Annotated in this window: 15 protein-coding genes and 2 tRNA genes; 11 read left to right on the forward strand and 6 right to left on the reverse strand. The window is 53.2% G+C overall.

Annotated features, from left to right (window positions below; all coding sequences use genetic code 11):
* Positions 1-21 precede the first annotated feature (21 nt).
* From whiG to TREBR_RS05875, 4 genes are read left to right on the forward strand one after another with little or no spacing between them, the layout of a single operon-like run.
* Positions 22-810 carry an RNA polymerase sigma factor WhiG gene (gene whiG, locus TREBR_RS05860; protein WP_013758280.1) on the forward strand — a complete coding sequence of 263 codons (789 nt, stop codon included), beginning with the start codon at positions 22-24 and terminating at the stop codon, positions 808-810.
* Positions 811-865: 55 nt separating this feature from the next.
* A complete protein-coding gene (locus TREBR_RS05865) occupies positions 866-2,839 on the forward strand; it encodes a FapA family protein (RefSeq protein WP_013758281.1) in 1,974 nt (657 codons plus the stop codon).
* A complete protein-coding gene (locus TREBR_RS05870; RefSeq protein WP_013758282.1) occupies positions 2,820-3,161 on the forward strand; it encodes a hypothetical protein in 342 nt (113 codons plus the stop codon). The genes TREBR_RS05865 and TREBR_RS05870 overlap by 20 nt, the downstream gene beginning before the upstream one ends.
* Positions 3,162-3,163: 2 nt before the next feature.
* Positions 3,164-3,799 (forward strand): hypothetical protein, encoded by a 636-nt coding sequence (locus tag TREBR_RS05875; protein ID WP_013758283.1) that lies wholly within the window; start codon positions 3,164-3,166, stop codon positions 3,797-3,799.
* A gap of 75 nt (positions 3,800-3,874) precedes the next feature.
* Here TREBR_RS05875 and TREBR_RS05880 read toward each other — a convergent pair whose 3' ends face one another.
* Positions 3,875-4,780: a hypothetical protein gene (locus TREBR_RS05880; protein WP_013758284.1), complete on the reverse strand. Its 906-nt coding sequence runs from the start codon at positions 4,778-4,780 to the stop codon at positions 3,875-3,877.
* A gap of 279 nt (positions 4,781-5,059) precedes the next feature.
* On the opposite strand from TREBR_RS05880, the gene TREBR_RS05885 reads away from it, so the two are divergent.
* The 7 genes from TREBR_RS05885 (at position 5,060) to TREBR_RS05915 (ending at position 11,716) form a co-directional block, all read left to right on the forward strand.
* Positions 5,060-5,132 (forward strand) — tRNA-Phe (locus TREBR_RS05885).
* Positions 5,133-5,258: 126 nt separating this feature from the next.
* On the forward strand, positions 5,259-6,188 hold the full coding sequence (locus TREBR_RS13585) for an ankyrin repeat domain-containing protein (RefSeq protein ID WP_169310625.1): 930 nt from the start codon (positions 5,259-5,261) through the stop codon (positions 6,186-6,188).
* A gap of 5 nt (positions 6,189-6,193) precedes the next feature.
* On the forward strand, positions 6,194-7,357 hold the full coding sequence (murG, locus tag TREBR_RS05895; protein ID WP_013758286.1) for an undecaprenyldiphospho-muramoylpentapeptide beta-N-acetylglucosaminyltransferase: 1,164 nt from the start codon (positions 6,194-6,196) through the stop codon (positions 7,355-7,357).
* Positions 7,354-7,836: a CvpA family protein gene (locus TREBR_RS05900; protein ID WP_013758287.1), complete on the forward strand. Its 483-nt coding sequence runs from the start codon at positions 7,354-7,356 to the stop codon at positions 7,834-7,836. Before murG ends, TREBR_RS05900 begins: the two co-directional genes overlap by 4 nt.
* The gene (locus tag TREBR_RS05905) at positions 7,836-9,089 is read left to right on the forward strand and encodes a DNA polymerase III domain-containing protein (RefSeq protein WP_013758288.1); all 1,254 of its coding nucleotides are present in this window, start codon (positions 7,836-7,838) and stop codon (positions 9,087-9,089) included. The genes TREBR_RS05900 and TREBR_RS05905 overlap by 1 nt, the downstream gene beginning before the upstream one ends.
* The gene (locus tag TREBR_RS05910) at positions 9,086-10,279 is read left to right on the forward strand and encodes a two-component system sensor histidine kinase NtrB (protein WP_013758289.1); all 1,194 of its coding nucleotides are present in this window, start codon (positions 9,086-9,088) and stop codon (positions 10,277-10,279) included. Before TREBR_RS05905 ends, TREBR_RS05910 begins: the two co-directional genes overlap by 4 nt.
* Before the next feature lie 9 nt (positions 10,280-10,288).
* Positions 10,289-11,716, forward strand: a complete 1,428-nt coding sequence (locus TREBR_RS05915; protein ID WP_013758290.1) for a sigma-54-dependent transcriptional regulator — start codon at positions 10,289-10,291, stop codon at positions 11,714-11,716.
* Here TREBR_RS05915 and TREBR_RS05920 read toward each other — a convergent pair whose 3' ends face one another.
* The 5 genes from TREBR_RS05920 to TREBR_RS05940 form a co-directional block, all read right to left on the reverse strand.
* Entirely contained in the window at positions 11,717-12,169 is a 453-nt protein-coding gene (locus tag TREBR_RS05920) for a MarR family winged helix-turn-helix transcriptional regulator (RefSeq protein WP_013758291.1), read from the reverse strand. It abuts the gene before it with no gap.
* On the reverse strand, positions 12,166-12,615 hold the full coding sequence (locus TREBR_RS05925) for a pyridoxamine 5'-phosphate oxidase family protein (protein WP_013758292.1): 450 nt from the start codon (positions 12,613-12,615) through the stop codon (positions 12,166-12,168). The genes TREBR_RS05920 and TREBR_RS05925 overlap by 4 nt, the downstream gene beginning before the upstream one ends.
* Before the next feature lie 219 nt (positions 12,616-12,834).
* Positions 12,835-12,907: transfer RNA gene (locus TREBR_RS05930), tRNA-Val, on the reverse strand.
* A gap of 131 nt (positions 12,908-13,038) precedes the next feature.
* Positions 13,039-13,734 (reverse strand): late competence development ComFB family protein, encoded by a 696-nt coding sequence (locus TREBR_RS05935; RefSeq protein WP_245523747.1) that lies wholly within the window; start codon positions 13,732-13,734, stop codon positions 13,039-13,041.
* Between the two features lie 6 nt (positions 13,735-13,740).
* Positions 13,741-14,985: an HD domain-containing protein gene (locus TREBR_RS05940; protein ID WP_013758294.1), complete on the reverse strand. Its 1,245-nt coding sequence runs from the start codon at positions 14,983-14,985 to the stop codon at positions 13,741-13,743.
* Positions 14,986-14,987 lie beyond the last annotated feature (2 nt).

The raw sequence follows: 14,987 nt of genomic DNA on the forward strand, positions 1-14,987 counted from the left end.
TTTATATAAGGGTGTGGAGAAATGGCTGCTTCGATTTTTGAAGAAAAGACAGAAGACGAGCTTTGGCTCGAATACAAAAAAACAAAATCGCCTGCATTACGGGACGCGTTTATCCGTCAGTATATGCCGCTTGTAAAATATGTTGCCGGTAAAGTTGCTACGGGCATGCCCGGCAGTGTTGAATTCGACGATCTGGTCGGCTTCGGCCAGTTCGGTCTGCTTGATGCAATCAATAAATATGATCCCGATAAAAACGTAAAGTTCAAAACGTACGCGGTAACCCGTATTCGCGGTTCAATCTTCGACGAACTGCGGCAATTGGATTGGGTACCGCGTTCCGTCCGGCAGAAAGCGCGTGAAATAGAAGACGCGATTGTCGCTTTGGAATCGCGTCTCGGCCGTCCGGCTTCCGATGCGGAAGTCGCGGGTTCCATGGGAATCAGTGAAGCCGAATTCCAGCAGACGGTGATGCGCGTTTCTGGAACGAGCGTACTTTCGCTGAACGACGTATGGTATTCCGGGGACGATTCCGATCACGTTTCGATCGGCGACAGTATCGAGTCTCCGGCAAGTTTGAATCCGGACGTTATCGTCGAGCGGGAAGAGATCCGCCGGGTTATTGCGGAAGCGATTACGGAACTGCCCGAAAAAGAAAAAATGGTACTCGTTTTATATTATCATGAAGATCTGACGTTCAAGGAAATCGGTCAGGTACTCAACGTCAGCGAGTCGCGTATTTCACAGCTGCATACGAAAGCGAATATGCGGCTGCGTTCAAAATTGACCAATATCAGAAAAGGCATCATGTGAGCGGCCGTCCGCCGCGAACTGCCGCCGTTTCTTCCGGGCGCAGAAGGAGTATTGATTGGTAACGCTGGATCTTGTTCGCAGTGATTTGGAGAAAAAACTTCAAAAGGACAAAGCGCTTCATTGCGTGGAAGTCCGAGCCGATACGCTCGACGAAGCGCTGGCAGACGCCGCCGTACAACTCAATACGAAAATTTCGACGCTTGAATACGAAGTGCTGGAAAAAGGATTTTCCGGTTTTCTCGGATTGGTTAAACAGCCGTGGCTTATCCGCGCGTATGTAAGTGCGGAAGCCGTTGCCAAATCCAGAAAAAACCGATCCGACGAATTTGCCTTTATGGACGAAACGGACGATTCGATCGAACCGGCCGACCGCGACGGCGAATTCTTCATTCATTATTTCGGTTCCCATATCAATTTGAAAATCGTGCCGCCGTACGGTTCCGGCAAGAACGTTTCACTGCAGGACGTGCTGAGTAAGCTTGAACGCTCCGACACATTGTCCGTGGATCAGGAAGCGATAAAAAAATACGTGCAGGACGGTACCGGCGGTGTGTATGAAGTCGTCGGCGAATATAAACACGTTCCCGCGGGCGACGCACTGCTGGTCGTCGACGTGACGCGCGACGAAATGCAGGCATCCATAACCGTAACGGCGCCTGCCGTGAGCGGTGCCGAAATTACGGCGGAAGCGATTCAGCGCGCGCTCGAAACGCAGGGCGTCGTCGCCGGTGTCGATCAGCAGAAAATCGACGATTTCGTAGACAAGCCGATATACGGCGTACCGTACGTTGTGGCTGAAGCGATTAGACCGGTGGACGGCCGCGACGCGTATATTGCGTATAATTTTGAAACCGACCGTTCCAAACTGCGCATCAAGGAATCGGCAACCGGACAGGTCAATTTTAAAGAGTTGAATCTGATACAGAACGTCGTGGAAGGGCAGCCTTTGGCGCAGAAAATGCTTCCCGAACGGGGCAAAGCGGGTAAGACGATTTTCGGCCGCTATCTTGAAGCCAAAAACGGCCGGGACATCAATCTGCCGCTCGGTAAAAACGTTATCGTCGATACGGACGGGCGGACTATTCTTGCAGCCATGAACGGACAAGTTTTGCTGATCGGCGATAAAATCAACGTCGAGCCGATTATGGAACTCGAAAACGTATCGATCAAGACCGGAAACATTACGTTCCTTGGAACGGTTATCGTAAAAGGCAACGTCGACGACGGATTCAACGTAAAAGCGTCGGGCAATATCGAAATATACGGAACCGTCGGCAAGAGTTCGCTCGAAGCCGGCGGCGATATTATCGTTTCACTCGGTATTATGGGACGCGACGAAGGAACGATCCGCGCCGGAAAATCGTTGTGGGCAAAATTCATTCAGAATACGACGGTTTCGGTAGAGGAATACGTTATTGTCGCCGACGGTATCATCAACTCGAACGTTACCGCCCGTAAGCGCATCATGCTACAGGGCAAACGCGCCGCAATTATCGGCGGACATTTGTTCGCCACTGAAGAAATCAGCGCGAAGTCGATCGGCAGCAACGGCGGCGGCAGTGAAACGATACTGGAAGTCGGATTCGATCCTGAAGCGAAAATGCGGCTGCTGGAATTGACCGAAAAGCGCAATTCGCTCGCCAAAGAATCGGAAGAAGTAAACCTGAATATTCAGACGCTCGAAAACATGAAAAAAGTGCGGCGGAGTCTCCCTCCTGAAAAAGAAGAAAGTCTCGGTAAGTTCAGCAGCCGTCGCGCCGAAATTGCCGCCGAAACGGAAAAACTCGATACCGAAATTCAGGATATACAAAACCATCTGCGGGAACTGAAAGTTATCGGAAAAGTGTCCGTCTCCGGTACGGTGTACGCCGGAGTAAAAATATTCGTCCGCGACGTAAAAGACGACGTCCGGACGGACGTGAAAAGCGTTACGTTCTTTTATGAAAACGGCTTCGTGCGCCGCGGTAAATACGAGGCGCCTGATGAAGACATAGCGAAGCGGGTTTTCGATGGCTATTCAACCAATTGACCTTCAGACATTGTATTCTCAACTCGGAAACGTTGCCAAAACGGTCGTTCATCAGCAGCAGGGCGCGCAACTTTCAAATTCCATTCAGCAGACGGAACTTGCAAAACGTACCGCCGAAAAAAACAGTACGGTGCAGGAATTGAGTGATGAAGAAAAGGAAATCGTGATGGTCAAAGACCGAAACCTCGGTTCCGGTTCCGCTGCGGATAGCCGGCAGCAAAAGGAACGGGACGCCGATTCCCGGAATGAACCGGAAGCGCCTGCTTCCGAAACGTATTTTACGGACCCCGATCTGGGGCAGCATATTGATATTTCGGGGTGAACATGAGTGCCGTCTTTGCCGGTATCGTTTTAGGCTGTATAAACGTCGCGCTGTGGCTGTTTTTCTTCGTTCGGTTTAAAAAACGGTTTTCTCCGGCAAAAATTCTTGAAGAAATAAAAGTCGAAGTCGATAAACTGATTATCGAAATCAGCCGGGAAACCGACCGCGACATCACGCTCATAGACGCACGTATCAAAGGTCTTAAAGCGCTGATTGAAGAAGCCAACCGGTGTACGGCGCTTGCGACCGGTGAACTCGACAAGCGCAGCCGCGAACATGATATGCTGTCGGCGCTCAAACGTGCCGGCGATAAAGGCAGCTCGCAAAACGATTTGTTTTCCGGGCCGGCACTGGCCGCGCTGGCCGATGTTCCGCCGGATGAAATAACCATATCGGGCGGAAACGGACAGACCGCCGCGGTTCCTTCCGCAGCCGTTCCCGCGGATCCGCTGTTTCCCGAAGAAAAAATACTGCCCGTTATCGTAAAGGCACCGGAACAGATTTCCGTTAAAAAAGACATACGGAGTCAAGTGCTGGAATTGGCGGCGGAAGGATTCGTTCCCGAGGATATTGCGGCAAAGCTCGGCATGTCCGTAACGGAAGTCCAGCTTATCACCGACATGTACGGTTCCGTTTGATCGGCCGTAAAAAAAGCCTCGATTCCATCCGAATGGAACCGAGGCTTGCGTCTGCCCGGCAAGCGGGTCTTTTTTTTACAGTTTTATGCGGAGACTCAAGTTACCGCCCCAAATGTTGCTGCCGAAATTATACGACGCACCGACCGTTGTCTGAATGATAAAAATGTTGAGCGACAATCCGGCGTATGCCTGCGCCTGAAAGTTGTCGAGGAAATCGTCGCTGAATTTCCGTGTAACGGAACCTTTTTCTTCATCTCCGATCGTATAACCGCCGAATGATGCGTTGTATTTCCACGCCCAGTCGTTCTTTGAATCGGAAAGGATTCCCCGTACACCGAAAAACGGCGTTATGATGAAGAACGTCTTTGAAATCTGCGCTTCCGCATAGACTGTTTTCGTGTTGAACGCGACGCTCGTATATACGGCGTTGTCGGAAGCCGACGCCTGAATGGATCCGGTCGTATACATGAATCCGGCGCCGACGGATACTTTGGGCAGAATGACGTTGCCTTTTAAGACCGGAAACCGCACGGAACCGCCGATCGTAAAGAAGTCGACGGTAATGCCCGCTCCGAACGCTTCAAGCGAAACTGCCGGTATTTTCATAAAGCTCAGGCCGAGGTCGAACGGCAGAAAAATACCGCCGATACGCACGTCCGCGGTTACGGTCGGCAAAAAAAGCTTATCAGATGAAATCGAAATGCCGAGTTCGTTCGCTGCCTGCGCGAGCCCCGTCATATCGAGCTGAGCGAATCCGGCGGATATCCCGCCGCCGAAATGCGGCGGAACGCTCGGTATCAGGTTTCCGATCCAGGCGTCGGACCACACACCCTGCTGCGTCGCGGTATTGGGTACCGTGTCGAGCAGCGTCGTTGAAAACGCGTTCAGTCCTTCCGTGATTTTTGTTACGTCGGGAGTAGCGGAAAATGAAACCGCTGTCAAAAACATTGCCGCCGTTACGGCAATTACCGATTTTTTCATTAATGAACCTCCTCATAAAACTCCGGCGAAACCCGCCGGGCGTTACGTTTGCCGTGCAAACCGACACGTGACTGTAAGTAAAAAGTTCTGATCGACGGATGCATCCGCCGGCGGAACCGTGCGGTGAAACTGTCTGCAAGACGCTGCTCCGGCAGGCTTCAACCGACACTTGTACTATAACACAATAACCGGACGCTGACAACCGTCGGAAAAAAATGCGAAAAAAAATTGGAAAGTAATTGACATTTTTTGCGATAGCGGTTAGTATATCAACATCTTGCCGCTGTAGCTCAGTCGGTAGAGCAAAGGACTGAAAATCCTTGTGTCGTTGGTTCGATTCCAACCGGCGGCAAAAGCCTGCATCATGTGATGCGGGCTTTTGTTTTTTAAATTCGTTTGCAAAAAATCGGCCGTATGTACGATTAATTCCGATTATTGTACTTGTGTCCTTTGAGTTAATGCCATATAATAAATGGATATGAATTGGTTGATAGTTGCATCGTCCGCGCAAGCCGCGCAGCTTGATTGTCTGAACGCGCTGCTGCGCACTTATAACGCGCATATTGATGTTTTTTTACCGGATACGCAGGACGTTCCCCGTACCGTATGGGAACGGCTGCCCGATATCGATTACTGCGTTTTCATCTGCGACGTTTCGTTTTGGGAAATTCCGCCCGTTGCGTATATGTTCGGCTATTTGACCGGGAAGGAAATACCGGTGTTCGGCGTCGGAGCGGGGACGGCCTGCGTGCCCGGTGACATTCCGTTTCTTTCCTGCGTGTATCGGCGTTTTGAAACGCTGCCGCTGCTGACCGACATGCTGACAGGTACACTGCCGGAATACGTCCGGAAGGAAAATCAGAAAAAATCCCGTAAAAAATTATTGGAGCAGGGGATTCCGTTCAATCCCGACAGTTTTGCGTTCCACGTTGCTTCAGGAGACGAAAAGGAATGCACGCTCTTTTTGGATGCCGGAATCGACGTGAACAGCCGCGACGCGGCGGGTACTCCGATGCTGTGCACTGCCGTTCGGTATAACCGCAAAAATCTGGTGCAGACTTTTCTCAAACAGGGGGCGGACGTCAACGCCGTTTCAAAAGACCGCGGATATTCTCCGGTGATGGACGCCGTATGGAAGTCGAACGCGGATATCGTGCGGCTTCTGCTGTCGAAAGGAGCCGATATCGGCGGTGTCAGCCGCGACGGGCAGCCGGTGCTGGTGCTTGCGGTCGGAACCGGGAACGAGGAAATTTGCCGTATGCTCGTTGAACACGGTGCGGATCCGGATGCGTGCGATTCTATGGGAATGTCCGCGAACGCATACGCCAAATTGTTCAAAAAAGACGCGCTCGTCGCGTTGTTCGCACAGGCCGGCACCCGAAAAGCAGCGCACGGTGCGGGAGCGTAACCACGATGAAACGAACTTTACTGCGGAGCGAATTCTGCATTGTGTTTACCGGCGGCGGAACCGGCGGACATATTTATCCCGGTCTGGCAGTGGCGGACGAACTGCGCCGGATCTGCCGAGAAACCGATACTGAGTGCCGTATCGTGTGGATCGGCTCTTCGCGCGGAATGGATCGGAAAATCGTTGAATCGAGCGGCAGTGCCGACCGTTTTTACGGAGTGCCGTCGGGAAAATTGCGCCGGTACTTTTCATTGCAAAACGTCGCCGACGTGTTCAAAATCGGCGCGGGGTGTATCGCTTCGTTTTTTTTGCTGCTGAACGTAAAGCCGCGCGCGGTGTTTTCTAAAGGCGGCTTCGTCAGCGTGCCGCCGTGTTTCGCCGCGAAACTGCTTCATATTCCCGTATACACGCACGAATGCGATTTTTCGCCCGGACTCGCGACGAAACTGAACAGTAAAGCGGCGTCCCGGATTCTGCTGTCGTATCGGGAAACCGCGCGTTTTTTCGCACCGTCTTACGCGGCTAAAATCACCGTTACCGGAAATCCCGTGCGTCCCGTTTTTTATTCCGCCTCCGCGGAAAACGGCCGGCGTTTTTTGGGACTTCCCGAAGTCGGCGGTGCGGTAAAGCCGGTGCTGCTGGTTATCGGCGGCAGTTCCGGCGCCCGGCAGCTCAACGAACTGGTACGGCAGAATCTTCCGTTTTTGTGCAGCACGTTTACGGTCGTTCATCAAACCGGTGCGAATCAGGTCGCACCGGAATCGGCGGAGAGTTCCGCGTCTTACGGTGATTCGTACAAACCGTATCCGTTCATTTATGCCGAAATGCCGGACGTGCTGGCCGCTGCGGATATCGTACTGTCACGCGCCGGCGCCAATTCCATTTGGGAATGCGCGGTTCTTGCCAAACCGATGGTTTTGGTGCCGCTGTCCGGAGCCGGTACGCGCGGAGATCAGATAGAAAACGCGCGCTTTTTCGAGCAGGCCGGCGCTGCGGTCGTCCTGTATGAAGACGCTGCCGACGCCGCTCATATGCGCGCCGCACTGGAGCAGTTTACCGATGCCGCCGTCCGCGACCGGTACAGCCGTGCGGCGGCCGCGCTTGCGGGAACCGCTCGTCCGGCGCAGGTAATCGCCGATTTGGTGTATTCGGAGGTACGCGGAAAATGACTTTTGCATTCATAGACGCGGTGTTCGCGGTGATTATTCTTGCATGTGCGATAAACGGAACGATCAAGGGATTCGTCGCGGAGTTGTTCGGCAAGGCGGCCGTCATTCTGGGACTCGTCGTTGCCGTCATATTTTACGGAAACCTTGTGCCGTACGTCGGAAAATGGATTTCGGCCGATTTTTTGGCGCAGGTGGTTTCGTTCGTTTTGATATTTATCGTTACCTATTTATCCGTCAGAATCGTACAGCACTTTATCGGCGGATTTTTTCAGGGTGATATTTTATCTGGGTTGAATCGGGCGCTCGGTTTCTTTTTGGGGATTGCCGAAGGCCTGATCATTACCGCCGTCGTGATCATTCTGTTGTACGCCCAGCCGTGGATAGACATAGACGGGTTGTTTCGCGGCAGTTTTTTTCACGAACTGCTGAAAGGCTTCGTTACGGAACCGATCAGGTACGTGAGTGAAAGGATTACGTGATGTTCGACAACTTGCTTTTTCAGACGGCGGGCGGACTGCTTGCCGAAGATATTCAGCGGGACACGCTGCCGCACGCGGTGTTGTTTTCAGGGCCCGCGTCTTCCGGTAAGCTTACGTGCGCGCTTGAACTTGCGCGCGTGCTGTCGTGCACCGGTACGCCTAAAGGAAACTGGCAGTGCGGCTGCGCGTCGTGCCTGCGGCACAAAGCGCTCGTAGACACGTCCCTGCTGATTGCCGGACCGCGCGACTGTACGCTTGAAATCGCGGCGGCGGCAAAAGCGCTGCTTGAAGCCTGCGCAGCGCGCGCTCCGTACGCGGGCGCCGTCCGTTACCTGTTCGTCCGGAGCGTCCGCAAACTGACGCTCCGGTTCAGTCAGGTTTTATGGGAAGACGACGACAAAGTGTCCAAGATCGCACCCGTAACGAGCTCGATCGACGAATTGCTTGAAGAACTCGATCCCGCGCGCCCGCTTCCCGATGCCGAAACGCTTGAAAAAACGTGCGCCGCGATCCGCTCGCAGTGCGTTAAACTCGAAAGTTCGTTCATGTACGATTCCATTCCCGTAGCCCAGATGCGCCGCGCGAGCGTCTGGGCGCGCTACCGAACCGGTACGGGAAAAAAAGTGCTGATCGTCGAAAACGCCGATCGGATGCAGGAAAGCGTCCGTAACGCGATGCTGAAAATTCTGGAAGAACCGCCCGAAGATACGGTGTTCATTTTGACGACAAGCCGCCGCGGCGCCGTCATGCCGACGATCCTGTCGCGCGTGCGTACGTATGCGTTCGTGGACCGGACGCCGGCGCAGCAGACGGAAGTCGTTAAACGCGTGTTTCACGGCGCGATTGCGGACGGAGATTCGGCGACCGTCGGCTCGTATCTTCAGACATTTTTGCCGGTGGCTCCTGAAACGGCGTCGTCCGCGGGCCGCGATTTTTTCCGTACCGTGTGCGCCGGCGTGCTGCCCGATATCGAATCCGTTGTAAAAACCTGCGGAAACTTCGAGCCGCGTCTGCTTTTAACCGTTTTCCTGAACGGTATCGCCGGCGCGCTGCAGAAATCAGTCAGCGCGGACGGTTTGTCTCCCGAAAACCGCGTGCGGCATGCCGCGTTCGCCGCCGAGTGCACCGCCGCGCTCCGTGAATGCGCGAATCACATCACCGTATATAATCAGAGCGCGTCCGCGGCGCTGGAATTACTGAGCGCCGACGTCAGCCTGCTGTGCAGAAAATTCGGCGGAGGATTGATCGTATGACCGGATTGGTAAAGCGCGTTTCCCGGAAAATTTCAAAACTGAGCGACGAACAGGTCGAACAGCTTTTCGACGCGCTTTCGGACGAAAATGAGATTCTCGACGCGATTTTGGAATCCCTTGCCACCGGACTGCTTATCTGCGACGAATCGTTCCGGCTTTTGCAGGTGAATAAAGCTGCCGAGCGCTTCGTGCCGTTCACCGGCCGGCCGGCGGACGCGCGCAGTCAGGAACTTCCGGTTTGGGAACTGATAAGCGACGCGGAACTGTCGGCTTTTTTGAAATCGTGCAGCACGCAGCAGCGCACCAATATCTGCACGGAGTTCACGCTGGAAACCGCCGGCGGTTCGGTTCGCTTTATAGAAGTATGTCTGATGCCGTTGGTGCGCAAAAAGAAGTTGGCCGGCAATATCATCACCGTAGACGACGTTACCGAACAGCGTCGGCAGGAAACGCTGCTGCGCCGCATGGAAGGATTGGCAAGTCTTACGAATCTTGCGGCGAGCGTCGCACACGAAATCAAAAATCCGCTCGGCAGCATCAGTATCCATATTCAGTTGATTCAGAAAGCTGTCAAAAAAGCCCGCGAAAGCGGCGGAACGCTGCCCGATGAAAAATTTCTCGAAAAGTATCTGAACGTCGTTACGGAAGAAATCGATCGGCTCAACGGAATCGTCGTCGATTTCCTGTTCGCGGTCCGGCCGGTCAACGCGGAATTGCTGCTGCTCGATCCGAACGTGCTGATCACCCAGTTTCTTGAGTTCTGTATGCCCGAATTGACCGAAAAACATATCGAAGTGCAGACGGAACTGATGAAAGATCCGCCCAAGATCCTGCTCGACGAAAAACTGTTCCGGCAGGTCGTGCTGAACCTGATTCAAAATGCCGAAGGCGCCATGAGCGGCGGCGGTATGCTGCTGGTCAGCACGCAGCTTAAAAACGACCGGTTCGTTATCAACATAGCGGACACCGGCGTCGGTATGGATGAAAAAACGTCTGCCCGCATTTTCGAGCCGTATTTTACGACGAAAGCGACCGGAACGGGACTGGGACTCACGATGGTGTATAAAATCATCAAGGAATTTTCGGGCGACATACAAGTGCAGTCGTTTCCCGGCGAGGGTTCGCTGTTCAGCATTACGCTGCCGATACCGCAGCGGGAACGGAAATTGCTGTCGTACCACAAAAATTGACGGGGAATTATGCAGTTTACGATTCTGATTATAGACGATGAAAAAAATATTCGCGAAGGACTTGGCGCTGCGCTCGAACTCGACGGCTACAACGTCAAACTGGCGGAAAACGGTGCGCAGGGACTTGCGTTCGTTGAAAAGGGCGATATCGATTTGGTGATTACCGATCTGCGGATGCCCGGTATTTCAGGCGAACAGGTGATTGCGAAAGTGAAGGGTGAAAGTCCCGGCATTCCGGTTATCGTGCTGACCGGGCACGGCAGCATAGACAGCGCCGTCGACGCGATGCGTAACGGTGCGTACGACTTCCTGACCAAACCGCTCAACATAGACCGGCTGTCGCTTATCGTCAAGCGGGCGCTCGCCGGACGGGAACTGGAAATACGGCACAGTTCCTTGCAGGAAGAGCTCGACGCCAAAACGTCGTTCGAGTCGATTATCGGCAAAAGCGCCGAAATGCAGCGCATCTTCGCCGTCGTGCGGAAAGCCGCCAATTCAAAAGCGTCGGTGCTGATTACCGGAGAAAGCGGCGTCGGTAAGGAACTGATCGCGAACGCGCTGCATAATCTGTCGGCGCGCAAAGATAATCCGTACATCAAAGTGCATTGCGCCGCGCTTTCGGAAACGCTGCTCGAAAGCGAATTGTTCGGGCATGAAAAAGGTGCTTTTACCGGCGCCGTCGCTCGTAAGCGGGGGCGTTTCGAGTTGGCGCACACCGGAACCATTTTTCTGGATGAAATAGGTGAAATCGACCAGAACGTGCAAATCAAGATTCTGCGCGTTTTACAGGACAAACGGTTCGAGCGCGTCGGCGGTGAAGAAACGGTTGAAGTGGACGTACGCGTTATCGCCGCCACGAACCGTGATTTGGAAAAGGAAATAGCCGAACACCGTTTCCGCGAAGATCTGTATTATCGGCTGAACGTCGTACACATACACGTGCCGCCGCTGCGGGACCGTAAAGACGACATTCCGCTGCTGCTTTCGTCGTTTTTGGCCGAATTCGCCGCGGAAAACGGCAAACGTATCACCGGTATCGATTCGCGCGCACGCGCCGCGTTGTATAAGTACGACTGGCCCGGAAATATTCGCCAATTGCGCAACTGCATTGAAAGTGCCGTCGTCATGTGCACCGGTGCAGAAATAACGCTTGAAGATTTACCGCCGACAATCAGCGGCGCGGACGACAGCGACACGATCGCGATTCCGTCCGGCGTAACTCTGGCCGAAGCCGAAAAGATCCTGATCCGGCAAAATCTGGCGGCGAACAACGGAAATAAATCGAAGACGGCGGACGTGCTCGGCATCGGGCGCAAAACGCTGCACCGGAAACTTGAAGAATACGGTTTGGATTCGGCGGCGGAACTCGAATTCTCAGCCGAAGCAGCCGGATCCGCTGATGCTGCCGAATCAACCGCGCCGGGCGGCGGAGCATAGTCATTTTCCGCGGGCTGCGTCGGCTTCCCTGCAGTTGTCGAGAATCCGCTGCAGCAGCCCGTCGACCGCCGCAATTTCTTCATCGCTGAATCCGCGGTAGAAAATACCGTTCATTTTATCGGAAACGGCGGGAACTTTTTCTTCAAAAAAACGGTCTTTGCCGGTTCTGCATACCAGAAACGACCGCCGATCGTTTTCGTCTTCCCGTCTCGTTATGTATCCGTCGCGTTCAAGCCGGTCGAGCACGCCGGTGAGCGTCGACTTATCGAGTCCCGTTTTCTCCGCAAGCGTCCGTATCGGTACGCAGTCGTGCGTCCAGAGAACGAACAGTACTCTGCCGCGTGCGCCGCCCATATCGCCGAGTCCCTCTTCCCGCAGCAGCGCCGCCCACACCCGGCTGCACACTTGATGGATCTGCGATACGAGCGCTCCGCCTTTAGTCCGCCGCGTCATGAAAATTCGTGTTTTGCAAAGCCGCCCCAGCAGCGGATCTTTTTTGAGGTAAATTTAAGCAGCGTGTAGTCGGGATCGGTATAGCCTTTCGGATAGTAAATTCGCCAGCCGGTCTGCCAGAACTCTTTTTTTACCGTTTCATCCGTGATTTCTTCGATTTCGCCGACGGCACCCGCACCCAGAAATTTATCGGGTATGCAGAAATAAAGCGACGCTTTGGGATTTGCCCGTAATTGGGTGATCTTGCGCGACGACGTGTTCGTCGTAAAATAGAGCGTAACGGTATTTTCCGTGAGCCGGATGGCTTTATCCGCCAGCTTGGGATATTTTTTCGCGTTCGCCAGATTGAGCAGCGCTCTGCTTTCCGGATATCCGGATTCGTTTACCGTCGAAAGTACTGCTGCCTTCGAGGTTTTCATAATAGTAACGACGTCCCGTATGTCCATAATTCCTCCTGAAAAATAGTTTGTATACAAACTATATACCCGGCTAAGCGCCGTGTCAAGGGACTTTTTTGAGTGCGCCGTTTTTCCGGCACTTTACGGATTTTCTTTTTTACACGTATGCTGATTTAAAAATAAAAAACAGCCGCAATTTCTCCGTATGTATTGTCATACCGAATGAAAACCGACTGTCTTTTATCTTCTTTCTTTACAAAAACACTTTGGGCGCTGACGGGATCGAACCGCCGACATTTTGGGTGTAAACCAAACGCTCTCCCAGCTGAGCTAAGCGCCCGTAACGTGTTTTATAATACCGAAAAACGGGAAACGTGTCAACCGTCCGCGCTAAATATTCCGCAGTTTCCGCCGTCTCTCCGTTCGGCACACCCGCTCGGTTCGGTATGCCAGCTCAGTTAGCGAGTCCGCTCAGTTTGGCTGTTTATCGGCATCTTCCGACGGCATAAACAGATAACTGTCTTGCAGTCTGATTGAAAAACATTCGGCGCTTTCTCCGCCGCTGGTTACCGGAATCGTAAACGAATGCAGATGCGGTTCGTAGCCGTCGGCGGTAATTTCAACCGTAAAGGAAAATTCAGTGCTGACACCCGGTTTTTCCGCGGGAACGGCGGCGGGTTTAAATGAATACGTACCCTGTGTGGACTGGTATGTGTAACACGGATTCGACCAGGTTATGTCTTCCATTTGAACGTTTTTGCCGTTGCACAAAATCGTTATCTGTGCGTTCGGAATCGGTTCAAAAGTATGTCCGTCGTATACGGTGCCGATGCAGGCCGGAAAAACGAACGCCGGTGTTTTCGGAACGTTCGGAAGCCGTCCCTTTTCCTTATGATACGGACGTTTCGCCGTATTCACTATTTTCATCCCTTCAATAACCAGCGCGTCTATATCCGCTTTTAACTGCGTACTTCCGGCAAGAGACGAATAGGTTACTCCGCGGTCGGAAACGATATATTTTGCGGGTATCCTGTTTAAAACGTAGCAGAGCGTGTCTGCCCGGCAGCTTTCGCAGTCACAGGAAAGAAATCCCGGATGTTCTTTTTGTATTGCCTCGTATAAAGCGTCGACACGCTCGGCGACTCGGTCTTCCATTATGTTATGCACAGTCAATCACAAACCTCCGTTTGTATCAGTATAATCCATATTGAAAAAAGCTGCAATCTTTTGTGCCGAAATGCCCGCGGCAGCCGTATTCTGCACGGCGATTCTGATTTTACGCAAGCTGCGTGTGAACGAATCTATAGTCAGCTCGGAGAATACCGTTGAACTTTTTGAAAAAGGCACCGACTCGTCGCCGATCCACAGGTCGCTTTCAAATGAAATCCGCTCCGGTATGTCGATCAGCAGCTGAGGACCTGCAATTTTCAGTTTTTCCGCGAGGTTCTGCTCCGTTTCCGTCCGGCAGCGGAGATCTTCCAGTTTTTTGTGGAGCGGATTATTCTCGTCGAACGGAATTTCCCCTATGACGGTGAACAGCTGCCGCGTTCTGACGCCGTCGGCACATACGCCTTCGGGAAAGCACTCCGGCGGAAAATCGAGCAGGGAGTGGATACCCGTATCGTCTTGCCCGTACAACTGTTCCGGCTGAATCAGCGATCGCGACAGAGCCGCGAACACCGCTTTTTTCATCATGGCCGTGGCTATCCTGATAGTGCGGTGCCAGTACACGGAACGGTACATCAGATATTTGGAAAAAAGCAGATTTTCAACGGAGAGAATCGCGTCGGAATCGATAACGATTCCGCGCTCCCGGTCGGGATGTAATTTATCGAGCGTAAACTCCGTATCCTGAATGCCGTACGGCACGCCGCAGTAATAGGCGTCGCGGTTAAGATAGTCCAATTTATCAGGGTCGAGTACGCCGGATAATAATTTTCGGTAAAAAAGCGTTTCCGGGTCGGTCGTACGTACGCCGGTATCGATAATGGCGGCAGTCTGTTCCGGATCACCGCCTGAGCGCGCTATGCAGAAAGCGATCCGATCGGTGCGAACCGTTTGTGCCGAAAGCGTTTCATGGGAGAGCAGCGGCAATTCTTTGAACGAGTGTGTGTACGGAAAATGACCGATATCGTGGAACAGTGCGGCGGCGTACCAGGACGCCCGTCCCGTTTCGGTGATCCAGCCGTCGGCTCCGCGGGAAGCGAGCGCGTCCAGCAGTTTTTTTGCAATACCGTACACACCGATCGAATGGCCGAAGCGGGTGTGCACTGCACCCGGATACACCAGTTCCGCAGGGCCGAGCTGCCTGATGCGTGAAAGCCTGATAAACTCAGGCGTTTTCAGCGCGGCAGCCAGCGGTTCGGGAAGATACACGTGCTTCCATAACGGATCGCGTATTGCGGTATAGGTGCCCATAT

This window comes from Treponema brennaborense DSM 12168 (assembly GCF_000212415.1).
In the GTDB taxonomy this organism is placed as follows: Bacteria; Spirochaetota; Spirochaetia; order Treponematales; family Treponemataceae; genus Treponema_F; species Treponema_F brennaborense.